The following is a 26,992-nucleotide window of genomic DNA, read 5'->3' on the forward strand; positions in this document are numbered from 1 at the left end:
AGCCAGCTTGGCGCGATAATAAAACATAAGCGTTCGTCTCCCCCCTTTGGTAAAGGGGGGGAATATTCGGGTTGAGAAAACCCGGCCCCACTTACCACAGAACCAAGGGATGATTGCGTGGAACATATTGAGGCAATTAAAGAATTTGATGGCTGGCTGAATCGTTACCGGCACGATTCCACAACGTGTCATTGCCCGATGACCTTCTCCGTTTACCTGCCGCCCCAGGCGCGAACCGAAAAAGTCCCAGCCGTTTACTGGCTTTCGGGCCTGACCTGCACCGACGATAACTTCCGAGTGAAAGCCGGCGCGCAGCGCTACGCTGCGGAATTGGGATTAGCGCTGATCATTCCCGACACCAGTCCCCGAGGCGCGGACGTACCGGACGCAGACCGCTACGATCTGGGTCAGGGCGCCGGTTTCTACGTCAACGCCACCCAGACGCCCTGGTCGCAACATTACCAAATGTATGACTACGTGACCCGTGAACTACCGGCTCTGGTTGAAACGAAATTACCACTGATTCCCGGTCTGCGTTCGATCACCGGTCACTCGATGGGCGGACATGGCGCGCTGATTTGCGCGCTGAGGGAGCCTGGACTTTATCGCTCCGTTTCCGCTTTCGCGCCGATCTGTCATCCGATGGCCAGCGGTTGGGGGCAAGGCTGTTTCAAAGCCTATCTGGGGAATAACCGCGGGACCTGGGCGGCTTACGATGCGGTCCGCTTGATCGAAGAAGGCGCGGCGGCCATACCCCTGCTGATCGATCAAGGGACTGCCGATGAATTCTTAACCGAACAACTGCACCCGATGTCGCTGGAACGAATTTGCGCCGCTCGGCATTTTCCCCTGACGCTGCGGGTGCAAGAAGGCTACGATCACAGCTATCATTTCATCAGCACCTTCATCGGCGAGCATCTGGCTTGGCACGCCCAGGCATTGCGATTAGAAATTAAAAATTGAAACAAGAACTTTTAAAACTATTGCGCAGCCAGTTGCGCAGTGAACTGAGCCGCGCCCGTCGCCGCCGGAACCGTTCGCCGTGGTTGATCGGCGGACTGGTCGTCGCCATCATCGGGATCAGTTATTTTCTGCATGAACCCAAAGCGCCGCCTTCCGCGATTCCCAAAGGCGCGGAATTGACCTGCACGGTCAAAACCATCTATGACGGCGATACCCTGACAGCCAGTTGTCCAGCCGGCCAGGTCAAAGTGCGAATGTTCGGCATCGACGCGCCGGAAATGGGTCAAAAACCGTGGGGCGATGGCGCGAAGCAGTCGCTGAAACAGTTGTTGACCGGTCATGATCCGGTGCGATTGCGCGTTATGGATCAGGATCGCTATGGCCGGACGGTTGCGCAGGTGTTCGCGGGCGAGCGCGATGTGGGTTTGGAGCTGGTTCGGCAGGGACAGGCCGTCATGTACGAGCAATACAATAATTCCCCGGTCTACCGGCAGGCGCAAGCTGAAGCGAAACGAGCGCGGCGCGGCATCTGGGAAAAAGCGGGTAATCAACAGGATCCCGCCTCCTGGCGGCGCTTGAATCCACGCTAGAGACTGGTAAAGACCGTGGCTCTTCTACTGCCTCCATCGCTTTCTGATCCTGCCATGGTTCGCGCTAGCTCCGAGGGGTGGCGTTGCGAGGGCGCATGGACGCTGGATGGCATTATCGATTTGGACCAGCGGCTACGCAGCGTTCAATGGCCACCCGGCGCATTGCAACTGGATGGCTCTATGATTCACGCACTGGATACCATCGGCGCGTTGCAATTGCGCAAGCTGATCGCTGAGTTGGAACGGAGTGGGCATGGCGTCCGGCTGACCGGACTTCGCGAGAAGCATCAGGCCCTGCTCGACCTGGTCTGCAAGCGTCTGATAGCGGACGGGAGCGTTGCAGCGCCCGAGCAACGAACCACTGTTTTGGAGCAACTGGGCCGACAAGCCGTACACTCTTTGCACAGAGGCTTTGCCTTCCTGGTCTTCGTGGGCGAGGCGGCGACCGCATTGGGGCGGTTGACCTTGCAACCCCGCCGGTTTCGCTGGCGGGCGCTGTTCGCCAATCTCGAAACCGCTGGCGTTAACGCCCTGCCGATCATTGCGTTGCTCTCATTCATGATTGGCGTCGTCATCGCTTATCAGGGCGGCCAGCAACTCAAGTTCTATGGCGCCAATATCTTTATCGTCGAACTGGTGTCGCTGACCATGCTGCGCGAACTGGCGCCGTTGATCACCGCAATCATCGTCGCTGGACGCACCGGGTCGTCCTACACGGCTCAGATTGGCACCATGCAAGTGACCGAGGAAGTGGATGCGTTGCGCACTATCGGTATTCCGCCGATGGATTTGCTGGTGCTGCCCAAATTGCTGGCGTTGACCATTGCCCTGCCCTTGTTGACCGTGTTCGCCGATGCGTTGAGCGTGTTTGGCGGCATGTTCATCGCGCAGGTGATGCTGGATGTCAATTTCCAGGATTTTCTGGATCGATTTCCAAAAGTGGTCACGCTGACCTCTTTTCTGCTGGGCGTGGGTAAAGCGCCGGTGTTCGCCGCCATCATTGCGTTGGTGGGGTGTTATCAAGGTTTTCAGGTGCGCGGCGGCGCCGACAGCGTGGGACGGCAGACCACAGTGAGCGTGGTGCAATCGATCTTTCTGGTTATCGCCGCCGATGCGCTATTCTCAATCCTGCTGGGCGGGGTTGGCCTGTGAGTGCGACCGTCGCTGCTGAATCTCCGGTGATCGCGGTGCGCGGTCTGCGCACTCAATTTGGTGCTGAGATCATTCACGATAACCTGGATTTTGACGTTCATCGAGGCGAGATTATCGCCTTGGTCGGCGGCAGCGGCTCCGGGAAAACCACATTGTTGCGAGCGATTATCATGTTGCTGAAACCGACGGCAGGTTCCATTAAGCTGTTGGGTCAGGAAGTGATTGGCATTAGCGACAGTGCAGCGTTTCAATTGCGTCGCCGATTCGGCATGTTGTTTCAGCAAGGCGCGCTGTTCAGTTCGCTGACCGTGCGGGAAAATGTGGCCGTGTCGCTACGTGAGCACACCCAGCTGCCCGCCCCGTTGATTGCGGAAATTGCTGATCTCAAAATCGTGCTGGCCGGCTTGCCGGTTGACACCGGCAATAAACTGCCACGCGAATTGAGTGGCGGCATGTTGAAACGGGCAGCGCTGGCGCGAGCGCTGGCGCTTGATCCAGCGTTGCTATTCCTGGATGAACCCACCGCCGGTCTGGACCCGGTCAGTGCGGGCGCTTTCGATCAGTTGGTGGTGCAGCTCAAAGAATCACTGGGTTTGACTGTGGTGATGGTGACCCACGATCTGGATACGCTCTGGCAGGCAACGGACCGGGTTGCGTTTCTCGGCGAAAAGCGGGTGATTGGCTATGCGCCGATGCAGGAGTTGACAATGGCCGACCATCCGCTCATTCGAGCTTATTTCGAAGGGCCGCGTGGCCGCGCGGCGCGGGAGCAGGCGCTTGCAAAGTAATGTCAATTACGCCCTGGTCGGGCTGTTCGTCATTATCCTCGGTTCAGCACTGTTAAGCGTGGTGTTCTGGTTGACCTTGGGTGATGAGACAAAACTCTATGATCCTTATCGGGTTTACTTCCATGAATCGGTAGCGGGTCTGAACCTTAAGGCGACGGTGCGTTATCGCGGCGTCGATGTCGGGCAAGTGGAATCAATCCGATTGGACCCCAACAATCCCGACCGGGTCGATGTGGTGCTAGGTATTGAACGCAACACGCCGATTCGTCGTGACACGATTGCTACTTTGTCCACCCGGGGTCTAACCGGTGTGGCCTCGGTGGAACTCAGCGGCGGCGGTCAGTCCCTGCCGTTGGAGAAGAAGCCGGATCAGGATTTGCCGGTCATCCAGGCCGGTCCGTCGCTGGTGACGCGCCTGGATGATGGATTTAACAGCCTCATCAATAACTTCGATAATCTATCGAAGCGGTTGGAACGGTTGCTGAACAATGAAAATCAGACGGCGCTGACCGAGATTTTACAGCACTTGAGCGCTATCACCGGCGCAATGGCCAATCGTTCGGACAGCCTGCGCCAAACGTTGGAAAATGTCGAAACGTTCACCAATACCCTGGCCCAGCGTTCTGAACGCCTCGGTCGGGCGTTGGACCAGCTGGCGACGGCTCTGGAAAGCGCGGATGAGCTGACTACTCAATTCCAGGCGACCCTGCGCGAGGTCCAGGCCAGCGCCCAGTCGGTGCGCAATGCCGCGAATAATGTTACAAAAACAAGTCAGTCTTTCACCAAGCTGGCTGTGGATGGTCGCCAGGAATTACAGCGATTGAGTCAGAATACCGTGCCTGAACTGGATACCTTATTGGTGCAGGCGAATGAGCTGATGATCGTGTTGCACCGATTGGCCAAGATGCTGGAAGAAAATCCTCGCGCCCTATTGCTGGGTCACCCGCAAGGCCGGCCTGGGCCGGGAGAAGATAATCAGGTTTCAGCCCCCAAATTTCAGGCTCCAGGCGTCAGGTGAAAGACTGCTTGTCTGCCGGCGGCGGTAACCATTCAGTCCCCCCCTTTGGCAAGAGAGGGTTAGAGAGAATTGCGGCCAGATGCTATCTATTTGAATTGAGGAGAAAAGGAAGTGCTTGAAGGGATCCGACATAGAATAATGACTCACGGATGGAGAGTCATGTTGCTGTTCGCGCTGGCGATAGGGGCCGGCTGTACGTTGCCACAGGATAATTCACCGCCGCCGCAGGCTTATTTACTCGGAGGGAGCAGAGCTTTCACGTCAACGCTGGCGCAACGCCCCAGTGGCAAAATCCTGTTAGTGACCGTTTCCAAGGAAGCGCCAGGTTTTGATTCGCAGCGCATCGCTTACACCCGGGAACCGCCTAAGCTGGATTACTACAATAACAGTGTCTGGAGCGACACGCCGGCGAAGATGCTGTCGCCGCTTTTGGTTCGTGCTTTCGAGGCCACGGGCGCGTTCAAAGCGGTGGTGTCGCCACCGTCGCCAGTGCTGGCCGACCTGCGAGTGGATGTAGATCTAATCCGCCTGCAACAAGAATTCATGATCCCGCCCAGCCGGGTGCGCTTGACGACGCGCATCAAGGTGATGGATATGAAGAGCGGTCATGTGCTAGGTACGAGGATCTTCGAGGCGGTAGAACCCTCGCCCAGCGAGGATGCATACGGTGGAGCGCAGGCCGCCAACGCGGCAGTGCAAAAACTGCTGGACGAAATGACAGCTTTTGCGCTGAGTTATCTGGAGTGACTGGAAAGAATTGGGTGAATCATCCTGACTTTCGCTATATTCGTAGCATCGCGACGCGCCGTCATCTGCTGTTATCCGTGACAAACGCTCTTTCCGCCCATGAATCCTGCTAATCTGTCTGAAATAAAATCCGGCCCGGAAAACCTGGAGGATCCATGCCAGTCCGACACGTCCTTGTAGTAGATGATTCCAAGTCTGCACGACTAATGCTGCGCAAGATGTTGCAAGGCTTTGGCATGACCGTGGATACCGCGGAATCTGCCGAGGAGGCCCTGAACTATCTGCGCGACCGGCAACCGGATGCGATTTTCATGGATCACACCATGCCCGGCATGGATGGTTTAACCGCCGTGCGGCAGATCAAGGAAAATCCAGCGATCGCCGCGATTCCGGTCGCGATGTACACCTCTCGGGATGAGCCTACCTATCTGCAAGAGGCGAGAGCAGCGGGCGCTATTGACGTACTGACCAAGCCGGCCATGCCGGAAATGCTGAGTGTGCTTCTCGAGCGAATGCATCAGGCGCTGGATGCCGCGCAGGCGCCGATTACCGCGCCCACACCTGAAGAGGGTGGTGGAGCCGTGTCGGTTGAGTGGGTGGAGAAAATCGTCGTCGACAAGGCGGAATCGGTGATTTACGACGCCATCGAGTCCCAGGTGTTGCCGTTGCTCAACGATGTCATCGCCAAATTGCGGCAGGAAATGGATGCCGGCCAGGCGAAAACCTGCGGTCAGGTGGCTGAGCGAATTTGCCAGGAGCAGATGGCGGCATGGCAACCGACTGGCCAGGCATCCGCTACCCCGCCGCCATTGACTGAAGACGCGATTAAAGCACAGCTCGCTCCTTTGCTAGAGCAGCGCTTGGCGGCGTTCCAGACCCAGGAACGCGCCGGACTTGAAGATATCGCGCGCGATATAGCGGGGCAGGTCTGCACGAGCCAATTGCATGAACTGTCTGAGCGATTGGTGCGACAATTAAGCACCCGGTTTGCCGAAGCAGTTCGTAAGGCGGCTTCGACCGCTCACGACGCCGCGGTCGATGCGGCCCGGGCAGTAGCGATCGAGGCGGCCCGCTCAGCATCGCTACCGATGCCCGGAGAAGCGCCGGTGACCAGTTCTCAGGCAGAAAGCGTTACCGCGGCGATGGAGCAAGCAGCTCATCAACTCTGGGCAGACGCGCGGCGCGATCTGGGACGACGTATTTACTGGGCGGCGGGTTGCGCAGCAGCGGTGGGCGTTGGAGCAGCGATCGTGGCGTATGGATTGCGTTAAGAAGACCGATTGTTCATTCAGATGCTGAATGATTTGGGTGGAAGTTGATAAAGCAAAAGCGGAATTAGAATTATGGCAGACATCGTCTATTTAATCATTGGGATAGTTGCCGGATTGGTAGTGGGTGCTGTCTTGATTTATCTGTTGCCCTACCAAGCTCTGCGTAGCGCTTATGCGCGGATACAAGCCGAACTGGTAGAGGTCCAGTCTAGCAATGGCGTCCTGCAAGTAAGCCTTCAAGCGGAGCAGTCCAAATCCTATCAGGGTCGCCAGACTCTGTTGGGGCGGCAAAAGCGTCTTGAGCACGATCTGGCCGAGGCCAGCGAGCGTCAGGCTGAGCTGGAGCGGCAATATGCTGAGTTCAAGGAACAGGGCGGGCAGCAGTTGCAGACGCAACAACAAGAAGTGGAGAAACTGCGCGAGGCCATGGCGCAGCTGCAGCGGGATCGAGACGCTCTGCAGGATCGTTTCGCCCAGAAAGGCGCTGAATGGGATGAGGAGCGGCAAAGTCTGCTCCTGTTGAATGGTCAACTCGAAGATCAGGTGCAAGGGTTGCGTCGGGAGAAGACTCAATTGAGCGCCCGACTGGACCAGCAACAGGAGACTTGGGAGCAGGAACGATTGGCTCTGCAGATTCAGATGAATACCTTGGAAGATAGCCTGGCGCTGCAAAAAGCGCGCGTTGATCAGAATTTGCCGCCGGATAGCGCCCTTCAAGTAGAGCGACTACAAACGGAGTTAGCCGATCTCAAACGACAGCAGACTGCATGGGACGAGGAACGCCAACATTTTCAAGAACAACTTGAACGTTTGCAGGCCGAACGGCGTTTATTACGGACTAAAATCATGGAATCCGGCGGAACCGGAGGGGGCGATCCAACCCCGGCTGAACGGGAAGTGCGAGATTTGCGCCGGCAATTGACGGAAGCCCAGCAGGAATACCAAGGCCTTAAGGAAAAACTGGCGGTGCGCGATCACCAATCCGAACAGGAGCGCAGTGCGCTGGAAGCGGAAATCGAGCAATTGATGGAACGGTTGCTGCGAGTACAGCGCGAGCGCAGCGGTTAGCCCAATCGGCGGACGAAGGTGAGCAACCATGCTGGCAAAACTCAGGCAACTTGGCCCACTGATCAATCTGATTCCCAACACCGCTATCCAGTTTCTGGATTTCGGATTCAACCTCAACGAGATCAGGTTATCCCGCGCCTTCCTGGCGGAAACTGGCGCAGATGGGCGCCCACTATTGACCCCGTTGTACGCCGATGACGCCAGCGGCCAATTCGCAACCCACGATGGAAAGACCGTTAAACCTGAGCAAGCCTATTCGCTGAATGCGGCCAAGGCGGCGATGATTCTTGATCGAGCCTGGTTGCCGATCCCTTTTCTGCGCATCCGCGAACGCCGTCCTAATCACGATCACCTGTTCGATAATGGACCCACTAACTGGGCGCGGGCGCGTCTGGTCGAATTGCCGGCCCCGGATGCTGAGGGTCACACGCACCGGGTGACCCTGGCGTTCGACACCCAGTTGTTGCCGACCCGCGAAGGCCGGCCTTATCTCGCCCCCAGCGCGCTGGATATGCAATCCGGTGAGGAATTCGCCCTAAGCGATGCCGAGGAGGATACAAGCTGGTTTCTGGAGCAGGAATGGGTGCGGGAGTGGGTGCATCAGCATTTCCATGCTTATGAACGCCGCCGTCGCGCACCGCGCCGGGTGGATGAAGCGGAGCTGCGCGTCAATCCCGACGGGCAGGCCGCCTGGTTGACTGTGCTGACGTTGTTGAAAAAAGCGGTGAACCCGCCGCGACTGCGTTTTACTTTTGTGGATGATGGGCCGACTGCCCGACTCAATCGACCGGTGGATGTGGACGTGGTGCTGGACATCGGCAATTCCCGCACCTGTGGCATGTTGATGGAAACTAGCGGCGATGCGCCGGTGGATATGAACGACAGCTATCGGCTGGTGTTGCGGGATCTGACGTATCCGGAACGGGTTTATGACGAACCCTGTCCCAGCCGCGTGGAATTTGTGCGCAGCACATTTGGCGATGAAAAGCTGTCCCGCCGCAGCGGCCGCAGCAGCGCCTTCCTGTGGCCTGCCGTCACCCGGATCGGTTTTGAAGCCCAGGCCCTGTCCTACTTCAGTCACGGCGCGGAAGGCAGCACGGGTCTGTCCAGTCCCAAGCGCTATCTGTGGGATACCGACCCGCGCCATCATGCCTGGCGGTTTAACGCCGGGCCAGCGGCGGGCGGCGGCGACAGCGGTCCAGTGACCACGGGGCCGTTTGTCGGTCATCTGCGCGAAGACGGTGAAGAACTGGAGCCGGGCGAGCCGCCGGCGGTCACCGCGCTGTTCTCGCGCGGCTCGCTGATGAGCTTCTTCGTCGCCGAGGTGCTGTTGCAAGCCTTTATTCAGGCCAATTCGCCCGCCCGCCGTTCCGAGCGGGTGTATTCCGAAGCGCCGCGCCGCTTGCACCGGGTGATTCTGACCATGCCCACCGCGATGCCGCTGGCGGAACGCAAGCTGTTCACGCGCCGGGTGAACACGGCGATCCGGTTGACCTGGCGGGCACTGGGTCTGGATGAAAGTCAGGCTCCCGAACCGTTTCTGCAATGGGACGAGGCGACCGGCACCCAGATTGTGTTTCTTTACAACGAGGTCAAGCACAACTTCCAGGGCGATGCGGCGCTGTTCTTTCAGGTGTTTGGCCGAGTCCGGGAAGGCTATGGCGAAACGCCCTGTCTGCGGCTGGCCAGCATCGACGTGGGCGGCGGTACTACCGATTTGATTATCACCACCTATCAACTGGAGGGTGGCACGGCGTTGCGGCCTACCCAGGAATTCCGCGAAGGCTTCAATATTGCTGGCGACGATGTACTGTGCGGTTTGATCGAGCGCAATGTGCTTCCTGCATTGCTGGAAGCGATTCGCGCCAGCGGCGCGGCTAATCCCGAGGAATTACTGGCGCGGCGTCTGGGTGCTAATCGAGGCGATCAGGCCGAGCGCGAGCGCACCTTGCGCCGGCAGTTCGCCAGTCAGGTCGCATTGCCATTAGCGCTGGCGTTACTGCAACGCTACGAAAACGCCGATCTGAGCATGGGCAATGAAGCGGTGACGCTCAAGCTGGCCGATGTTTACCCACCGGGCGCCAGGCCGCATGAACAGGTCACCGCGTTTCTGGAAGAAGCCGTCCATGCCGCTGGCGGGCAGGGTTTTCAACTGGCTGAGGTCGCCTTTTCCACCACCATGCTAGCGGTGGACACCACCGTGCGCCGTATTCTTGGCCAAGTGCTGAGCGATTTGTGCGAAGTCGTGCATTTGTACGATTGCGATTACCTGCTGATTTCCGGGCGGCCCTGCCGATTCCCGGCGGTGCGGGCCGCGATTTTAGCGAAACTGCCGGCGCCGCCGGATCGCATTGTCAGCCTGCACGCTTATCGGGTGGGGGATTGGTACCCCTTCCGTTCAGTCGGTGGGCGGTTAACCGATCCCAAAACGACGGCAGCGGTCGGGGCGATGGTTTGCGCGCTGTCCGAAGGGCAGTTGTACAAGTTCAACTTGCGCAGCCGCGAACTGGGGATGAAATCCACCGCCCGTTTCATTGGCGTGCTGGAGCAAACTGGACGGTTGAAACCGGAGAATGTGCTGTTCGCTAATCTGGAACTGGAGGATCGCAAGACGCGCCTACCGGAAGCGACTTTCGATTTTTACGCGCCGGTGTTTCTCGGTTTCCGGCAATTGAATGTCGAGCGCTGGCCGGCCTCGCCGCTGTACCGGGTGACTTTTGCTCATCCCCAGGATGCCCGCTCCAAGGCGTTGCCGCTTAAAGTGACGCTGGAACGCTCCACCGATGAAAATGTGGATTTGGACTTCAAAGTGATCGCCGTGGCGGACGCGGACGGCAACCAGCAACCCAATGGGGTCGTGCTATTAAAGCTGCAAACACTCAAGGATGAATATGGTTATTGGTTGGATACTGGAATTTTCTCGATTTCCGCCCGCGCTATTGAACCGACGAGATAGGAAAACTGCTGATCACTCGCTACTCGCCAACAGATGACTGACCTCTCCCCTACTTCTCTGCATCCCAGCCTCCAACAACTGAACGCTACTCATCGCCGTTTGACTCGTTCGCTAAGCCTGCTGTTCTTTTTAATCATGGCTGGCGCTCTGGTCTTCATGATGACCACGGCTTTGTCCAATCGGAGCATGGAAAATCTGTTGATTTTTGCCGTGGCCGGTTTGGTCATACTGCCGATGATCGCATTAATGTGGGGTTTGTTGTGGTATCTGGAACGCTGGATGACACGGCGATTGAATGACGCCAACCGGTTGCTGCGAAGTTGCAACCCGGTCAATGCCCGCTTAACGCCGGCAGGCGTCAGCAATAAATCCGGGGCGTTGATGACGGTGCAGATCCTTGACCGGCGTCCGGCGACGGGATTGTTTTATGCGCTGATTGAACCCAATACAGGCTGGACTCGCCCGCCGCGCCAGGAGATCACCGCACAGTTCTATTGCCAGGATTGGCAACCGGACGGTCGATTGGTGGCCTTGCACGAGGGCCGGGCGCTCCTCGGTAAACTGGTCGATGGCAAAAAGTATTACCGGCAAATGAAGTGGGTGGCGATAGCGGCGGTAACGGCGTTGCTGGTTGTCGCTACTTTTCTGGCGGCGCTGGCGTTCCAGGAATATCAGACTTATCAGAATCTGCAACAACAACAGCAATGGGCCGAGGCCAGTGCGAACTGGTCTGAAGCGTCAGGTCGGATTATCCGCGCTGAACTGGCGACGGCGAAAATCCCGAAAGGGAAAATCAAGGTCGACGGCTATTGGCCACGGATCGAGTTCGGTTACAGCGTTGCCGGGGTAGAGCAACAGAGTGCAACCCCGTTTTTCTGCAATCGTCCGACAACCCATCGGAAAGCCGTCGAAACGTGGCTAGGGGAATATCCAGCCGGCGCAGCGGTGACGGTGTATTACGATCCTGCCGATTCCACGCGCGGGGTCTTGAAAGAAGGCTATACTGCTGCTTGCCAGGTTGCACTGGAAGAGAAACGGTGGGATGTGATATTTGGGGCCGGCATTGCCGGGTTTTTGTTCCTGCTAATGATCGCAGTGGCCATCGTGTTGCGCCGACAATATTGCCAGGTGCAGGCTTTTTTAGAATGATTCACTCCATCTTATAAAAAAATTAAGTTAATAAAAGCTTTGAAAGGACTGGCTTCCGCAGATGCAACCGACAATCCACGAAAGCGCAGAACGCTACCGCCAGATTTTCATACCATTTGCCATTATATTTTACTATAATACGCGATGTTCGACTTTCAGGCGATCAGGCCCTCAAACTGGAGGTCTGACCGACCGACTTGTCGGTTCATGAAAATACCCAAGGTGTGCGCTAAGATTTTTCGGGCGATCCGACTCGTCAAGTGCCACACATCCCGCGCCCGGATTTTCTCAAAATGGAATGGCTCGGTGAGCTGACCGATGACCGTTTCCACGAGGCGGCGGGTTCTCGTAAGCTGCTGGACAGCCCACGGGGGACGCGGATCGATCATGTTGGCCCGCAAGGGGGTTTGCAAGTCAATCCCGGTCGTGGCCAGTTCCGTCTGAAGAAAGGCGCTCAGGTAACCTTTGTCGCCGATCACCCAACCCTGAACACCTTCGGTCAAATCCCACAACGCCTCGCGTTCATCACCCGTAGCGGGCGTCACCGTCCACGCCGTGATGACGCCATGGATCGTGACCATCAGATGACCGTGAAGCCCGTAATAGTACTGCTTCTTTGCCGCACAATAGCCAAAATCCGCCACCGCAGGAAATAACCGACAGTGCGGGGCACGGGTCAACACACAGAGGGGCAGAGGGCAACCATCCACCAAGCGAATCGGGTCCGTCGCCGCCCCCAACTCGATCAGCAGCTGCTGATGAAGCCGCTGCTTGATCACCCACAGATTCGCCGCCTGCTGGGCAAACGTCGTCCGCGATCCGAGTTCCGGGAACCACGACGGCCAATGACGACCGAAGTACTTCCAGATGCCCACATCCGTATCCAGCCCTAAGAACTCGCCGACGACTTCCATCGTGATCACTTCACTATCGGGGCGCGAGCTGAGCGGAATCGGTCTAATACCGGAGAGCGCATAGGCGCTTGCAGGTGATTAGGCCGATTACCGCTCCAGCGAGTTGATAGGCGGAGCGCGCAGCGCGACGCCTGCAACTCGCGTCGAGCGAAGCTCGGCTCGCGCCCCGATAAGCGGAGCGCGAAGCGCTCCGCTTATCATTCAGCTTGGGGGCGAAGCCTCGCGAGCGTAAGCAGTGATCCCCGAGCAGGGCATTCAGGTGTTCGTCTACCCAACAAAACACCGTGATGATAAAGTCTTCGAGCGGCATGGCGGTCTCTCCGTGCGGTTGAGGCGGTTGGTTCCTCTCAGCTTAGCTCACATCGCCATGCCGCATCCGCCTGCTCTCATCTCCCCTCGGAAAAGTCGAACATCGCGTATAATGATAGACTAGCCAACATGATGAGGTATTTATACCATGAGCCAAACACTTCAAGTTGATATCCAAGAATCTGCCGAAGAACTTAAGCGACTGATGAATGAACAACAGCGGGCTCGGTTGCGTGAGCGGTTACAGGTTTTGGTAGTCCTGTAGAAAGTAGTGATTAATTTATGGTATGATTTTAGTGGTAACAAATAGAGTCAGTAAAGAGCGATGATTTGTCCTAATTGTCATTCCGTCAATGTTGTAAAAAACGGCAGCATTCACAACGGCAAGCCCACGTTTTCTTGCAAAGATTGCAGTCGACAATTTGTCGAAAATCCAGAGAATAGAATTTCGCAAGATAAAAAGGATTTAATCGACAAACTGTTATTAGAACGAATTCCTATTGCCGGTATTGCACGGGTCGTTGGGGTTTCAGAACGTTGGCTACAAGGCGATGTCAATCGAAAATATCAAGGAGTCCCTCAGCAAGTCGCTGTTAAAAAAAAGCCCAAAGGTCGGCTCGTGATTCAATGTGACGAACTGGGGTCTTTTGTAGGAAATAAGAATAACAAACAATGGGCTTGGTTAGCGATTGATCAAGGCACAAGCGAGATCGTCGGCGTTTTTGTCGGTAATCGAAGCCAAAAAGGCGCTCAAGGACTGTGGGACTCCCTACCGCCGGTTTATCGCCAATGCGCCGTCGCTTATACCGATTTTTGGGAAGCGTATGAGGTGATATTCCCAACCAAACGTCACAAAGCCGTAGGCAAAGAAAGGGGTCGGACTTACAAAATTGGGTAGTGTCCCTCAACTGCTGTGGTGAATCTGGGCGAAGTCGGGAAACACCTGTTCGAGTTTCGGTAGTTGATCGATGACTTCAGCGGGGACACGATAGGATAACAATTCTGCGGTGGTCCAGACATGATCGGTCATGCCAGCCGCCATCGCGGGCGTACCGGGGGACCATCGACGCAGGGTTCCGTGTCCGCGCGTCGGTTCGGGCGATACGAGCGGTTGTCGCAAGCTGCGGTGGGGTAACACCAAATGATAGTAGGCTAATGAAACCCATAATTGTTTCTCAAACCATTTGAGATTTTTAGAAAATCTGATCGTACGCCGAGTCAGACGCTGGTTGCTTTGTCGTTGGGTCAGGTTATCGCGCTCCACAAAACTGGTATTGATCCCCCCGCTAACGGGGGAAGTTTGCACGTAGGCCGCCACGGTCTGGGTATCGCCAAACACCACATGGGTCTTCACTTTCACGACCCGACCCTGCTGGCGGATTTTGATGACTTGGGCATACTGCATCTCGGGCAGCGGTCGGCGCCGGGGTTTGGGCTGAGGACCTCGCGAACCGCGACGCACCGGTTGATACCATTCCCCATAGGTCATCAACAGCGCTTTTTCATACTCGGGCCATTGATCACTGGTAAAAAAAGGGATATGTAGATCAGTCACTTGTCGAACGCGTGCCAGCAATTGATCCGCATAAGTTTGGGTCCGTTTGCCGATCACAAACGCCAATACCAACCGCCATTCCGGCGCAAAAGCGAGCCAGACCCACGCATCGCCATACGTTTCATGATAACTTTTGGTGCCCGGCAGATTCGCTTGTTTGGTATGCACAAAACTCCACAATTCATCGAGTTGACACTCTTGTACATGTAAATCATGCCACAGATAGAGCATCACCCGCCGACACTGGCGCGCCGCCCGGTCCAACCAGGCACACACCGTATCTTTGTCCGTCAGGACAATCCGGGCGGTCGCCCGCAGCGAAGTCCCCTCCGCCAGTGCGCGTACCGCCAATTCGAAAACGGCGGGTTCAGCATCCAAACCACAATAGGCCGTTCCATAACTCAAGACGACATGTCTCCCGCACGCTCGGCAGAGCGCTCTTGGATGACCACGGCTACTCCCATCTTTGATCAACTGTCCTGTTTTAAAGGGCTTTCCATAGTGACGGCAGTTCCGGTTTGGGCAATACAACGACTCCCACTCCATGCTGATCTCCCCGCTGAGTACCATAGCTCAGAGGCGGATGCCCCAGCATGATCAAAGTAGCATCTAGGTTCACCACAGCAGTTGAGGGACACTACCCAAAATTGAAAGATTCAATGGTACTTTAAGACAAAGAATTTCTCGTCTCGTTAGAAAGACACTCTCTTTTTCGAAGACACTGGAAAACCACATTGGAGCTATTTGGTATTTTATCCATCATTATAACAATTCTCTATCGGTCGTGACTGCATGAGGGTTCACTACAATCTGCAGGACTACCGAAGCATTCATTTAATCCAGCATCAAAGTATCCACGCTAGCACCGCTGGCAGCGTCACTATACTGGCAAGATTGCCCATGAGAACGATGGAAGCGACCGCCTCGGGCGACTCGCCGAACTTCTCGGCTAACATGAAGTTGAGAACCGCTGGCGGTAGTGCGCCAAATACCAGCAATTGATTGTACTGTTCGCCGCTGACCCCCAACAACGGACCGACCAGCAGCGCGATGGCGATTCCCGAAGCTGGACAAACCACTGCTCCGGTCAGGCCAATGCGCCAATCCTGTAAATTAATGCGCGTCATGCGTACGCCAAGCGCAAACAACATCAGCGGGATCGCCACCTGCCCCAGCAGATCCAGCGCCACCGCCAGGGGTTTCCACACTGTTATATCTAGTGGGCTGACACAGAAGTTTTGACAGGTAGCGGTGGGTGCCCTATGGTTGAGATCAACAGGAGGAATCACCATGGCCCACAAGTATCTGGTTGATCTAACTGAAGAGGAGCGGGAAGACCTGCTGAAGGTCATTCATAAAGGCAAGGCAGCGGCGCGCAAGGTTGCCCGTGCCCATGTGTTGCTGCAGGCTGCGGAAGGGGCGACGGATGAGGCCATTGCCCAAAGCCTTCACTTGGGGATTTCGACCGTTCATCGTACCCGTCAACGGTTTGTCGACGAAGGGTTGCTGGCGGCGTTAAGCGAGCGGCCACGAGTCGGTTTGCCCCCGGCCTTGACCGGCAAACAGGCCGCCTTTCTGGTCGCCTTGGCCTGTAGTACCCCGCCCGCTGGCCGTTGTCAGTGGACTCTCCAATTGTTAGCGGACCGCTTCATGGAACTCCGGCCCATCGAAGCCATTTCCCGTGAGAGTGTGCGGCGCATCCTTAAAAAAACGACCTCAAACCCTGGCAACGTCAAGAATGGTGTATTCCCAGTGTCAGTCCCGATTATGTTTGGCATATGGAGGATGTGTTGGACCTGTACGCCGAACCCGATGATCCTCAATACCCCCAAGTGTGCTTCGATGAAAGTCCGGTGCAATTGACCAGCGAAACCCGCTGTCCTCAACCCGCCCGCCCGGGTCAACCGGCGCGCTATGACTGTGAATACAAACGCGAAGGCACCGCCAATTTATTTCTATTCGTACAACCCTTGCGCGGGTGGCGTCATGTTAATGTCACGAAACAGCGCACCAAACGCGATTTTGCCCAGCAAATGCAGCAACTCGTTGATGTGTACTTTCCGAAGGCGGAGCGAATCCGGTTGGTCGTGGATAACCTCAATACCCACACTCCTGCGGCCTTGTATAGTGTCTTTTCTCCAGAGGAAGCCCGCCGGATCACCCGCAAGCTCGAATTTCATTACACCCCCAAGCATGGCAGTTGGCTCAATATGGCGGAATGTGAGTTCGCTGTTCTCGCCGGCCAGTGTTTGAATCGCCGCATTGCGAACCTCGAAACTTTGCGGAAGGAAATCGCCGCTTGGCAAGGCCCACGCAACCTACGTCAGACCAAAATCCACTGGCAGTTCGGCACCGACTTGGCCCGGGTCAAACTCAAGCGCCTCTATCCTCCCTTGAAATCTTCTGAAACCCCGGTGGACCTAGAAACCTCTGAACCTGTCAAAACTTCTGTGTCAGCCCACTAGTGGGCTGACACAGAAGTTTTGACAGGTAGCGGTGGGTGCCCTATGGTTGAGATCAACAGGAGGAATCACCATGGCCCACAAGTATCTGGTTGATCTAACTGAAGAGGAGCGGGAAGACCTGCTGAAGGTCATTCATAAAGGCAAGGCAGCGGCGCGCAAGGTTGCCCGTGCCCATGTGTTGCTGCAGGCTGCGGAAGGGGCGACGGATGAGGCCATTGCCCAAAGCCTTCACTTGGGGATTTCGACCGTTCATCGTACCCGTCAACGGTTTGTCGACGAAGGGTTGCTGGCGGCGTTAAGCGAGCGGCCACGAGTCGGTTTGCCCCCGGCCTTGACCGGCAAACAGGCCGCCTTTCTGGTCGCCTTGGCCTGTAGTACCCCGCCCGCTGGCCGTTGTCAGTGGACTCTCCAATTGTTAGCGGACCGCTTCATGGAACTCCGGCCCATCGAAGCCATTTCCCGTGAGAGTGTGCGGCGCATCCTTAAAAAAACGACCTCAAACCCTGGCAACGTCAAGAATGGTGTATTCCCAGTGTCAGTCCCGATTATGTTTGGCATATGGAGGATGTGTTGGACCTGTACGCCGAACCCGATGATCCTCAATACCCCCAAGTGTGCTTCGATGAAAGTCCGGTGCAATTGACCAGCGAAACCCGCTGTCCTCAACCCGCCCGCCCGGGTCAACCGGCGCGCTATGACTGTGAATACAAACGCGAAGGCACCGCCAATTTATTTCTATTCGTACAACCCTTGCGCGGGTGGCGTCATGTTAATGTCACGAAACAGCGCACCAAACGCGATTTTGCCCAGCAAATGCAGCAACTCGTTGATGTGTACTTTCCGAAGGCGGAGCGAATCCGGTTGGTCGTGGATAACCTCAATACCCACACTCCTGCGGCCTTGTATAGTGTCTTTTCTCCAGAGGAAGCCCGCCGGATCACCCGCAAGCTCGAATTTCATTACACCCCCAAGCATGGCAGTTGGCTCAATATGGCGGAATGTGAGTTCGCTGTTCTCGCCGGCCAGTGTTTGAATCGCCGCATTGCGAACCTCGAAACTTTGCGGAAGGAAATCGCCGCTTGGCAAGGCCCACGCAACCTACGTCAGACCAAAATCCACTGGCAGTTCGGCACCGACTTGGCCCGGGTCAAACTCAAGCGCCTCTATCCTCCCTTGAAATCTTCTGAAACCCCGGTGGACCTAGAAACCTCTGAACCTGTCAAAACTTCTGTGTCAGCCCACTAGGGCGAAGAGGGGGAAGACGATGGCTGTCAACTGGTAAAGCATGGCGGAATGATGAAATCAACTAAAAAATTGCATAATAACCTTATGGCTAAATAAGTTTTTAACTCTTTTATGGATTAACCTATTAGGCTCAATATGGATTCCAGGCTGTTGAAGATGGCTCGCCCTGCCAAGGGACAGGATCTACACTGAAGAGGTTTTGAACCGCCGCGCTCCAGGTTTCCCGTCGATGATCAACCTTCAGAATCTACTGGACGATGTCCGGTGTTACGAAACGGTCCGCCAACTGCGCTGGCCCGATGGGGTTCACTGCCCCCATTGTGGGGCGGCGAACGTGACGAAGCAGGGTCACGACACGACCCAACCGGCGCGACAGAAATATCGGTGTGCCGGGTGCCATCGCTCTTTTGACGATCTAACCGGGACGGTGTTGGCCGGCCACCACCCGCCGTTACGAATTTGGATATTATGTTTATATTTTATGGGGTTGAACTTGTCTAATGCCCAGATTGCCCAAGAGTTGGCGTTGAATCCGGAGACGTGCAGCGGATGACCGAGCAACTGCGCCAAGGTATCGTCGCCCGCCAACCCGAACCCACCTTGGCGGGGGAAGTGGAATGCGACGAGGTCTATATGGTGGCCGGGCATAAAGGGCATCCGGACGCGGTGAAAAAAAAGGCCGCCGCGGGCGGCGTCGCCGGCTGAAGGGGGCACGGGGTCGAGGCACCCTGGAGCAGGAAAAGCCGCCGATTCTCGGCATGATTGAGCGCGGCGGCGCGGTGGTCGTCCGGATGCTGGATAATGTCCAGCAAGCGACCATCCAACCGCTCCTTCAGACTTTCATCGCCCCGGGAACCCGGGTGTATACCGATGAATATGCAATCTATAACCCATTGAAGGATTGGGGCTTTGATCATCATACGGTGTGTCACAGCCGGGGCGAATACGCCCGCGACGACGATGGCGATGGCTTCCATGAGATTCATGTCAATACTGCTGAGGGTTTCTGGTCCCTGTTGCGTTCCTGGTTGCGACCCCATCGAGGAATTTCGCAAGAAAAGCTGCCGCTCTACCTGGGCTTCTTTCAGTTCGTGCATAACGTCCGCATTCGGGGCAAAGGCTTGCTCAGACCTCTCTTGGAACTGCTGGTCGCCTAACAACGCCAACTGACTGGAATCCATATTGAGCCAACCTATTATTTGGATTAACAACCTCCAACATGTTGTCGACGAGGTGATTGAGATGGATTCCAGCCGTATTCGGATCATTTCCGATGATATTACTCGATTATCGGTGGATGCTATTGTGAACGCCGCCAATCGTTCACTGCTTGGCGGCGGCGGCGTGGATGGCGCAATTCATCGCGCTGCTGGCCCGGAATTGCTGGCCGAGTGCCGCACACTGGGCGGTTGCGAAACCGGTCAGGCCAAGCTGACTCGCGGCTATCGGTTGCCCGCCCGGTATGTCATCCACACGGTTGGCCCTGTCTGGCAGGGCGGCGAGCAGGAGGAACCCGCACTGCTGGCGTCCTGTTATCGCCAAAGCCTGCAACTGGCGGTGAAGCAGGCGGTTCGCACCATCGCGTTCCCTGCTATCAGCTGCGGGGTTTATGGCTATCCCCTGGACGAAGCAGCGCGTATCGCCATCCGCGAGGTTCGCGATTTTCTCGCCCACGATGACCAGATCGAGATGGTTTATCTGGTGTGCTTTGGCGGGGATGTGCGCCAAGCTTACGAACAAGCACTGTGCGAAAAAGAAGGATAAAAACGCTCTCAGCCCACAACCTCTCGCCTTCGGGAAAGAATCGTTTTTATGCAACGTTCTCGCTTTCGATTTCGCCCTTAAGCATGACCCCATTGACGCCAACGATCCGCAATCGCGCGCCTGCCGGACAGTCTTGTTCGACCAGCACCTTCCAGGTGCTGTCGTCGACCCGGATTTTACCATGACCATTGATGACGGGCGCATCCAGGGTGAACACCCGCCCAATGTACTGATGACCACGTCGATTGAGAAGAGGATCAGCGGTGCGGGTGGGATGCCGGCGCAACCGCATCCGCCAGGCGACGATAGAACCTACTGACAACAGGGCAAACAGGAACACCTGCCAAGTCCAGGGCATTTCGGGCAGAATAGTCAACGTCAGCCCCACCAGCAGTGCAGCCACGCCCATCCACAGGAAGAAGAAGCCGGGGACCAGGGCTTCTATCGCCATGAGCGCCACGCCCAGCACCCACCAGTTCCAGTAGACCGGTTCCAGCAGCCAGCCGCTCACGAGCGGGTTCCTCCCTTGCTCATGGCTTCCTGGGTCAATTCGGCAATCCCGGCCAGGGCGCCTACCAATCCGGAGGTGTCCAGCGGCATCAGCAGTACCTTTTGATTCGGCGCTGTCGCCAGCTTGGCCACTGCTTCCACATATTTCTGCGCAACAAAATAGTTAATCGCTTGCACATCGCCTTTGCCAATCGCTTCCGATAGCATGATAGTCGCGCGCGCTTCCGCCTGGGCCAATCGTTCACGCGCCTCGGCATCGCGGAAAGCGGATTCCTTGCGGCCCTCGGCTTCGAGAATGGCCGCCTGCTTGAGTCCTTCGGCTTCGAGAATGGCCGCCTGCCGCGCGCCCTCCGCGGTGAGGATCGAGGCCCGCTTGTCGCGTTCAGCTTTCATTTGCCGGGCCATGGAATCCACCAGATCCTTGGGTGGGGAAATGTCCTTGATTTCGATGCGGGTCACTTTGACCCCCCACGGAGTTGTTGCCTCATCCACGACGGTCAGGAGTCGCGCATTGATTTCATCGCGCTTGGACAATAACTCATCCAGATCCATCGAACCCATGACCGTGCGGATATTGGTCATGGTCAGATTGAGTGTAGCGAACTCAAGCTGATTGACCTCGTAGGCAGCCTTGGCGGCGTCCAGCACCTGATAAAATACGACGCCATCCACTTGCACCATCGCGTTGTCCTTGGTGATAATTTCCTGCGAGGGAACATCCAGCACTGTTTCCATCATGTTGATCTTGTGGCCAATGCGGTCGATGATTGGGATGATGAGATTGAGTCCGGGACGTAGCGTCTCGGTATAGCGGCCAAAACGCTCGACGGTGTATTCCATGCCCTGCGGCACCGATTTGACGCCCAGAAAGACCAGAATCACGGCGAAAACCGCTAGTCCAATGACGAATGTGGGGAAACCTCCCAGCATGACTTGCCTCCTTTGTGAATAAGCTGAATTTGGAAGATTCCAGGCGGAAAAACGATCTAATATTGTTTCTCGATAGGTTTTGAATTCTGGATTCCCCCCTTTAGCAAAGGGGGGTGAGGAGGGATTTGAACACCGTGGATCGACGCTGTCTATCGAAATCCCCCCGGCCCCTTACAAGGGTAGGTTTTTTCATGTCTCCCGTTCTGGCGGTGGTCACGAGAAATCATCGGTGGTTATCAGGAGCGCGGGCCAAGGTTCAGGGCAACCGTGACCGATGGGGAGCGGCTGATGGGTAGTGTTCCAGACATGGTTTTTATACTAAAATCCCGAATTCATATCGATTAATAAACAGGCCAATCACGATGTCATGCATTTTATCGAGTTTAGAGAAACAAATCGTCTTTCTCACTAATCGTTTAATGCGTGTCCGCAACGTGAGGTGCTTCCGTTCAATTTTCTGCGTATTGGCCTTACCAACCGTATGCTGTTCAGAGGGCAAGTGACGCTCGTAGGCTCCCCAGTTGTCCGTGTAAAATCGGTTAATTCCGAAAGGTTCCAAGAGTTCTTTGAGCTTTAAGAAGACGTGATCTTTATGATCACCGAAGGTATAAGCGAGAACTTTTCCGGTGTAATGATCGATCGCATGCCACAGCCAACGCGGATGTTTTTTACTCTGAACATAACTCCACATCTCGTCTAGTTTGGCTTCTTGATCTTCAACTTTTTGAATCTCAAAGAGGACTTCCTGTGAATTTAAGTGGTTCCGCACCGCTCGATTGACGGATTCAAGGCAAGATTCTTTTTTTTAATTCATTGATGACGGTCGTCGGACTGATGTCTAAAACGCGCGCGGTATCTCGAACTCCACTGCCATTGATCGCCATCTCAATGATCTGGTTTTTGACTTCAGGTAAATATCCATTGTAATTGTAGTCTGAAATAAATGTTTTGACCGAGCATTCCAGATTTTGACAAAGGTAGCGTTGTTTTCCATTTTCCGTTTTTCCACGCTTTACAATTTGTTCATGACGACAAAGAGGGCAAAGAACAGGATTTAAAACCATATTTAAATGCCTTAAAAAATATTAAAATACTTAAGCAAATTCTAGACTAAAATATAGCGTATCCAAGTTTAGAACACTACCCTTAAGTTCTTCAGGAGCGACTTTTCCCAGATGCGCCTGCCTGGGCATCTTCCCTACCCTGAAGGATTGGGTCTTCTTTTGGAGAATCACTTTGAAAATAAAAGCTTTGCATCAATACAACCAGAATGTGGACACCGTTTTCGGCCTGTTTCACGATCCCGACTTTATGAAGGACAAGTATGTCGGAATCGGCGCACGCAATGTAGAGATACTGGAATGCGCCGGCAGCGAGGGTCACTATCGCATCAAGACCAAGCGGGAAGTCCCCGCCGATGTACCGGCGTTGCTAAAGAAATTTTTCAATCCCTGGAATACCCTGGTGCAAAGCGAACAGTGGGAGGGGAAAGCGGGCGGTCCTTACCATTGCAAGGTCAATGTTGAAATTTCCGGAGTTCCCGTCAGTATCGAAACCGAGATGGAGCTGCGAACCCAGGGCGATGGCTGTGTGAATGACGTGCGACTGGAGGTAAAATGCGAGATTCCTCTGGTGGGCGGCAAGTTGGCGAATTTCGTCGGTGGCGACGCGGAGAAAGCGGTACAGGCGGAATATGAGTTTATCCGCAACCATTTGGCCAAGGCTTAACTTCGCCGATGCGCAACCATTCGCCTCCCCCCTTTGAAAAAGGAAGGGCGGAGGGGATTTCGCCAGACTAATCCGTTGCCGGAGCTTCGTCAAGTTGGCGAATTTCAAAGGTATGGGTAATTTGCGCAGTCTGGCCGAGCATGATGGAGGCTGAGCAATATTTTTCCGCTGAGAGATGAATGGCGCGTTCGATGTGCTTGGCGCTCAGGTTCAAGCCGGTGAGGATAAAATGCACGCGAATCCGGGTGAAGACTTTAGGTTCGCTATCCGCTCTATCGGCTTCCAGTTGCACTTCGCAACCGCGCAAATCCTGCCGGGCCTTGCGCAGGATGTTGACCACGTCGATAGCGGTGCAACCGCCCATGCCCATCAACAACATCTCCATCGGTCGCGGTCCGAGATTATGACCGCCCAGTTCCGGCGGCCCGTCCATGACCAGGGCATGACCACTAGGTGACTGGGCGACATAGGTCATGTCTTCCAGCCAGATAACGCGGGTTTTCATGTAAGCTCCTAAAAAGTAATACCAATCACTTTTTTAAACGAACAATTCCGCCAGTTTCGCGCCGGGGTCTAGGGCGCGCATGAACGCCTCGCCCACCAGGAAGGCGTGAATGCCCTGTCCGCGTATTAAGGCGACATCTGCGGGAGTATGAATCCCGCTTTCGGTGACGACTGTCCGGTTGCCGGGAATGTGAGCCAGCAAGTCCAGCGTGGTCTCCAGCCGGGTTTCAAACGTGCGTAGATTACGGTTATTAATGCCGATCAGCGAGGCGTCGATTTGCAGCGCCCGCTCCAGTTCCTTGATGTCGTGGACCTCCAAGAGAACATCCATGCCCAATTGCTCCGCTAACCCGGCCAGCTTCTGCAAGGCCGCGTTATCCAGGGCGGCGGCAATCAACAAAATGCAATCTGCGCCGATCAAGCGTGCTTCATAGACCTGGTAGGGGTCGATGATGAAATCCTTGCGCAAGACTGGCAGAGCGCAGGCCGCCCGCGCCTCCTGTAAGTAATCCTCGCAGCCCTGGAAGAAGTCCCGATCGGTTAACACCGACAGCGCGGCGGCGCCAGCGGTAGCGTAGCTTCGGGCAATATCCGCCGGAACGAAGGGATCGCGCAACAATCCCTTACTGGGCGAGGCGCGCTTGATTTCGGCAATGACCGCTGGCTGGCCTTCAGCCATGATACTCTGCAACCGCTTCAGGAATGGCCGCGGGGCCGGCAGATTCTCCACCCGCTGCATCAGTTCGGAGAGACTCCATCGCGCGCTGCGTTCAGCGACTTCTTCGATTTTGCGCGCCAGGATTTTTTTGAGGATGTCGGGCGTGTCGTTCATGAAGCCAGTTTCTGCGTACAGCGCACAAATTCATCCAGCTTGGCGCGGGCCGCGCCACTGGCCAGGGTTTCGCTAGCCAGAGTGACGCCGTCGGCGATGGATGGCGTCAGATTAGCGGTGTACAGCGCCGCACCAGCGTTCAGGGCAACGATGTCGCGCGGCGCGCCGGGTTGATTGTCCAGGGCATTCAACAAGAGCGTCTTTGAGTGCTCCGCGTTCGTCACTTTAAGACTGCGATTGGAGATCATCGCTAGCCCAAAATCCTCGGGATGGATTTCATATTCCACAATCTCGCCATTTTTGAGTTCACCGACCTGGGTGGCGGCGCCTAGCGAAATTTCGTCCATGCCGTCCTTACCCCAGACGACCAGCACATGTTGCGCGCCCAGTCGTTGCATGACCCGGATTTGGATGCCGACCAGGTCGGGATGGAAGACGCCCATGAGCTGGTTCGGTGCGCTGGCTGGATTGGTCAGCGGGCCGAGGATATTGAAAATAGTGCGCACTCCCATCTCGCGCCGCACCGGAGCGACATTCTTCATGGCCAAATGATGATTGGGCGCGAACATGAAACCTAAGCCCGTTGTAGCGATGCATTCGGCCACCTGCTCCGCCTGGAGGTCGATGCGCGCGCCGAGCGCCTCCAGCACATCGGCGCTGCCGGACTTGGAGGACACGCTGCGGTTGCCATGCTTGGCGACCCGGGCACCAGCGGCGGCAGTCACGAACATAGTCGCGGTGGAAATGTTGAAGGTCTGCGCGCCATCGCCGCCCGTGCCAACGATGTCGACGAAATGCTCATGGGGCGGCGGCACATGCACCTTGGTGGAGAGTTCCCGCATTACGGTGGCCGCTGCGGTGATTTCGCCGATGGTTTCCTTCTTGACTCGCAAGCCAGTCAGGATGGCGGCAGTCATCACCGGGGAGATTTCGCCGGCCATGATTTGCCGCATCAGGGACAGCATTTCGTCGTAGAAGATTTCCCGATGCTCGATGGTGCGTTGCAAGGCTTCCTGGGGGGTAATGGACATGGGGCGCTTCTCCAAAGCGATTCAGTACTGGTTGAGAAAATTGCGCAACAGGGCGTGGCCGTGTTCAGTGAGGATCGATTCGGGGTGGAATTGAACGCCCTCGACGGGCAGGGTTTTGTGCCGCACGCCCATGATTTCGTCGATCGCGCCATCGGCAGTTTGCGTCCAGGCGGTCATTTGCAAACAATCTGGCAAGGTCGACCGGTCGATGACCAGGGAATGATAACGCACCACAGTGAATGGATTGGGCAAATCGACGAAGACGCCCCGGCCGTCATGGTAAACCTCGGAGGTTTTGCCATGCATCACCCATCGGGCGCGGACAATATGTCCACCGAAGGCTTGGCCCATGCTTTGATGCCCCAGGCAGACCCCAAACATGGGAATCTGTCCGGCAAACTGCTGGATGGTCGCCAGCGACACTCCGGCTTCGTTAGGCGTGCAGGGGCCTGGCGAGAGGACGATATGCCGAGGTTGCAGTTCAGCAATTTTATCCAAGGTAATGTGGTCGTTACGGTACACCCATACGTCTTCGCCCAATTCGCCAAAATATTGCACGAGGTTATAGGTGAAGGAGTCGTAGTTGTCGATCATCAGCAGCATAGAGCATTTACCCTGTGGTTTTTCGCCGATACGCTAGCGCCAGGAGCGCGATGCCGACAGCGATGAGCGGTAGCGACAAGATCTGTCCCATGGTCAGCCAGCCGAATGCGATGTAGCCCAAATGCGGGTCCGGTTGACGGACAAACTCGACCAGAAACCGGAAGATTCCATAGCTTAGCGCGAAAACGCCCGATACGGCCATCGTCGGACGCGGTTTGGCGGAGAAGAGCCAGACAATCGTGAACAGGGCCAGCCCTTCGAGGACCGCTTCGTACAACTGCGAGGGGTGGCGCGGAAGACCGTCACTTGTTTGCCTGAACACCATGCCCCACGGCAGATCGGTCACCCGACCCCATAGTTCGCCGTTGATGAAGTTGCCGATACGCCCAAACAGGATGCCGGGCGCGATCAGGGGCGCAATGAAATCAATGGTTACCCAGAAGGGCTTTTGATATTTGCGAGCAAACAGGGTCATGGCCAGCAATACGCCGAGAAAGCCGCCATGAAAGGACATGCCGCCTTCCCAGACCCGGAACAGCACCAGCGGGTTATGCAGGAAGCTGTCGAACCCGTAGAACAGGATATAGCCAATTCGTCCGCCAAGAATCACGCCCAGGGCGATATAGAACACCACATCGTCCATCTGCGCGGTGGTCCAGCCAGAGTGAGGTTGTCTGGCGCGATAGCGGCCCAGCGCCCACCCGGCCAGAAAGCCGATCAGGTACATCAGGCCGTACCAGCGCACTTGCAGGGGACCCAAGCTGAGCGCTACCGGGTCGAAATCGGGGTGAACGAGCATGAAAACTCCCTGAGCTTTATAGTTTACGCGGGCAAAGTAAATCGTAGCGGGCATCCTGCCGTCAAGCAATGGATATTGTCAGGTATGATAATTGCTAATGG

General features: G+C 56.0%; 23 protein-coding genes and 5 pseudogenes. 17 read left to right on the forward strand and 11 right to left on the reverse strand.

The window, feature by feature from the left end:
- Window positions 1-117: 117 nt before the first annotated feature.
- From fghA to H6973_12470, 10 genes are all read left to right on the forward strand, one after another.
- The gene (gene fghA, locus H6973_12425) at window positions 118-963 is read left to right on the forward strand and encodes an S-formylglutathione hydrolase (protein ID MCP5126399.1); all 846 of its coding nucleotides are present in this window, start codon (window positions 118-120) and stop codon (window positions 961-963) included.
- Window positions 960-1,553 (forward strand): thermonuclease family protein, encoded by a 594-nt coding sequence (locus tag H6973_12430; protein MCP5126400.1) that lies wholly within the window; start codon window positions 960-962, stop codon window positions 1,551-1,553. Before fghA ends, H6973_12430 begins: the two co-directional genes overlap by 4 nt.
- A 54-nt stretch (window positions 1,554-1,607) precedes the next feature.
- Window positions 1,608-2,705, forward strand: coding sequence for an ABC transporter permease (locus H6973_12435; GenBank protein ID MCP5126401.1), 1,098 nt, complete (start codon window positions 1,608-1,610; stop codon window positions 2,703-2,705).
- Window positions 2,702-3,493 (forward strand): ATP-binding cassette domain-containing protein, encoded by a 792-nt coding sequence (locus H6973_12440; protein ID MCP5126402.1) that lies wholly within the window; start codon window positions 2,702-2,704, stop codon window positions 3,491-3,493. The genes H6973_12435 and H6973_12440 overlap by 4 nt, the downstream gene beginning before the upstream one ends.
- Window positions 3,483-4,511: an MCE family protein gene (locus H6973_12445; GenBank protein MCP5126403.1), complete on the forward strand. Its 1,029-nt coding sequence runs from the start codon at window positions 3,483-3,485 to the stop codon at window positions 4,509-4,511. The genes H6973_12440 and H6973_12445 overlap by 11 nt, the downstream gene beginning before the upstream one ends.
- A 159-nt stretch (window positions 4,512-4,670) precedes the next feature.
- Complete coding sequence (locus H6973_12450) at window positions 4,671-5,258, forward strand: membrane integrity-associated transporter subunit PqiC (GenBank protein ID MCP5126404.1); 588 nt, start codon at window positions 4,671-4,673, stop codon at window positions 5,256-5,258.
- A 155-nt stretch (window positions 5,259-5,413) separates the two neighbouring features.
- Window positions 5,414-6,529 (forward strand): response regulator, encoded by a 1,116-nt coding sequence (locus H6973_12455; protein MCP5126405.1) that lies wholly within the window; start codon window positions 5,414-5,416, stop codon window positions 6,527-6,529.
- Window positions 6,530-6,601: 72 nt separating this feature from the next.
- Complete coding sequence (locus H6973_12460; protein MCP5126406.1) at window positions 6,602-7,597, forward strand: hypothetical protein; 996 nt, start codon at window positions 6,602-6,604, stop codon at window positions 7,595-7,597.
- 28 nt (window positions 7,598-7,625) lie between these two features.
- Window positions 7,626-10,553 carry a virulence factor SrfB gene (locus tag H6973_12465; protein ID MCP5126407.1) on the forward strand — a complete coding sequence of 976 codons (2,928 nt, stop codon included), beginning with the start codon at window positions 7,626-7,628 and terminating at the stop codon, window positions 10,551-10,553.
- A gap of 33 nt (window positions 10,554-10,586) precedes the next feature.
- A complete protein-coding gene (locus H6973_12470; GenBank protein ID MCP5126408.1) occupies window positions 10,587-11,702 on the forward strand; it encodes a DUF3592 domain-containing protein in 1,116 nt (371 codons plus the stop codon).
- 155 nt (window positions 11,703-11,857) lie between these two features.
- Here H6973_12470 and H6973_12475 read toward each other — a convergent pair whose 3' ends face one another.
- Entirely contained in the window at window positions 11,858-12,625 is a 768-nt protein-coding gene (locus H6973_12475; GenBank protein MCP5126409.1) for an IS982 family transposase, read from the reverse strand.
- A gap of 625 nt (window positions 12,626-13,250) precedes the next feature.
- Here H6973_12475 and H6973_12480 point away from each other — a divergent pair.
- Entirely contained in the window at window positions 13,251-13,823 is a 573-nt protein-coding gene (locus H6973_12480; GenBank protein MCP5126410.1) for an IS1 family transposase, read from the forward strand.
- 6 nt (window positions 13,824-13,829) lie between these two features.
- Here the strand turns inward: H6973_12480 and H6973_12485 are convergent, their stop codons facing one another.
- Window positions 13,830-15,026, reverse strand: a complete 1,197-nt coding sequence (locus H6973_12485; protein ID MCP5126411.1) for a helix-turn-helix domain-containing protein — start codon at window positions 15,024-15,026, stop codon at window positions 13,830-13,832.
- Window positions 15,027-15,126: 100 nt separating this feature from the next.
- On the opposite strand from H6973_12485, the pseudogene H6973_12490 reads away from it, so the two are divergent.
- A pseudogene (locus H6973_12490) lies at window positions 15,127-15,276 on the forward strand (IS1 family transposase).
- 49 nt (window positions 15,277-15,325) lie between these two features.
- On the opposite strand, the gene H6973_12495 reads toward H6973_12490, so the two are convergent.
- Complete coding sequence (locus H6973_12495; protein ID MCP5126412.1) at window positions 15,326-15,688, reverse strand: AEC family transporter; 363 nt, start codon at window positions 15,686-15,688, stop codon at window positions 15,326-15,328.
- Window positions 15,689-15,770: 82 nt separating this feature from the next.
- Between H6973_12495 and H6973_12500 the strand changes: the two are divergent.
- The 4 genes and pseudogenes from H6973_12500 to H6973_12515 all read left to right on the forward strand — a co-directional run bounded on the left by H6973_12500 (window position 15,771) and on the right by H6973_12515 (window position 19,954).
- Window positions 15,771-16,945 (forward strand): annotated as a pseudogene (locus tag H6973_12500) (IS630 family transposase).
- A gap of 70 nt (window positions 16,946-17,015) precedes the next feature.
- Window positions 17,016-18,190, forward strand: a pseudogene (locus tag H6973_12505) (IS630 family transposase).
- A 229-nt stretch (window positions 18,191-18,419) separates the two neighbouring features.
- A pseudogene (locus tag H6973_12510) lies at window positions 18,420-19,347 on the forward strand (IS1595 family transposase).
- Window positions 19,348-19,432: 85 nt separating this feature from the next.
- A complete protein-coding gene (locus tag H6973_12515) occupies window positions 19,433-19,954 on the forward strand; it encodes an O-acetyl-ADP-ribose deacetylase (GenBank protein MCP5126413.1) in 522 nt (173 codons plus the stop codon).
- A gap of 46 nt (window positions 19,955-20,000) precedes the next feature.
- Here the strand turns inward: H6973_12515 and H6973_12520 are convergent, their stop codons facing one another.
- From H6973_12520 to H6973_12530, 3 genes and pseudogenes are all read right to left on the reverse strand, one after another.
- On the reverse strand, window positions 20,001-20,405 hold the full coding sequence (locus H6973_12520; protein ID MCP5126414.1) for an NfeD family protein: 405 nt from the start codon (window positions 20,403-20,405) through the stop codon (window positions 20,001-20,003).
- A gap of 56 nt (window positions 20,406-20,461) precedes the next feature.
- Window positions 20,462-21,391 carry an SPFH/Band 7/PHB domain protein gene (locus H6973_12525; GenBank protein MCP5126415.1) on the reverse strand — a complete coding sequence of 310 codons (930 nt, stop codon included), beginning with the start codon at window positions 21,389-21,391 and terminating at the stop codon, window positions 20,462-20,464.
- A gap of 316 nt (window positions 21,392-21,707) precedes the next feature.
- A pseudogene (locus H6973_12530) lies at window positions 21,708-22,458 on the reverse strand (IS1 family transposase).
- A 172-nt stretch (window positions 22,459-22,630) separates the two neighbouring features.
- Here H6973_12530 and H6973_12535 point away from each other — a divergent pair.
- Window positions 22,631-23,122, forward strand: a complete 492-nt coding sequence (locus tag H6973_12535) for a DUF2505 domain-containing protein (protein ID MCP5126416.1) — start codon at window positions 22,631-22,633, stop codon at window positions 23,120-23,122.
- A gap of 67 nt (window positions 23,123-23,189) precedes the next feature.
- On the opposite strand, the gene H6973_12540 is transcribed toward H6973_12535, so the two are convergent.
- From H6973_12540 to H6973_12560, 5 genes are read right to left on the reverse strand one after another with little or no spacing between them, the layout of a single operon-like run.
- Window positions 23,190-23,627 (reverse strand): OsmC family protein, encoded by a 438-nt coding sequence (locus tag H6973_12540; protein ID MCP5126417.1) that lies wholly within the window; start codon window positions 23,625-23,627, stop codon window positions 23,190-23,192.
- Window positions 23,628-23,660: 33 nt separating this feature from the next.
- Window positions 23,661-24,458, reverse strand: a complete 798-nt coding sequence (trpC, locus tag H6973_12545; GenBank protein MCP5126418.1) for an indole-3-glycerol phosphate synthase TrpC — start codon at window positions 24,456-24,458, stop codon at window positions 23,661-23,663.
- On the reverse strand, window positions 24,455-25,489 hold the full coding sequence (gene trpD, locus H6973_12550) for an anthranilate phosphoribosyltransferase (protein MCP5126419.1): 1,035 nt from the start codon (window positions 25,487-25,489) through the stop codon (window positions 24,455-24,457). Before trpD ends, trpC begins: the two co-directional genes overlap by 4 nt.
- A 21-nt stretch (window positions 25,490-25,510) precedes the next feature.
- A complete protein-coding gene (locus H6973_12555; GenBank protein MCP5126420.1) occupies window positions 25,511-26,092 on the reverse strand; it encodes an aminodeoxychorismate/anthranilate synthase component II in 582 nt (193 codons plus the stop codon).
- A gap of 7 nt (window positions 26,093-26,099) precedes the next feature.
- Window positions 26,100-26,891, reverse strand: coding sequence for a prolipoprotein diacylglyceryl transferase (locus tag H6973_12560; protein MCP5126421.1), 792 nt, complete (start codon window positions 26,889-26,891; stop codon window positions 26,100-26,102).
- Window positions 26,892-26,992 lie beyond the last annotated feature (101 nt).

The organism is Gammaproteobacteria bacterium, from assembly GCA_024235095.1.
GTDB lineage: Bacteria > Pseudomonadota > Gammaproteobacteria > Competibacterales > Competibacteraceae > UBA2383.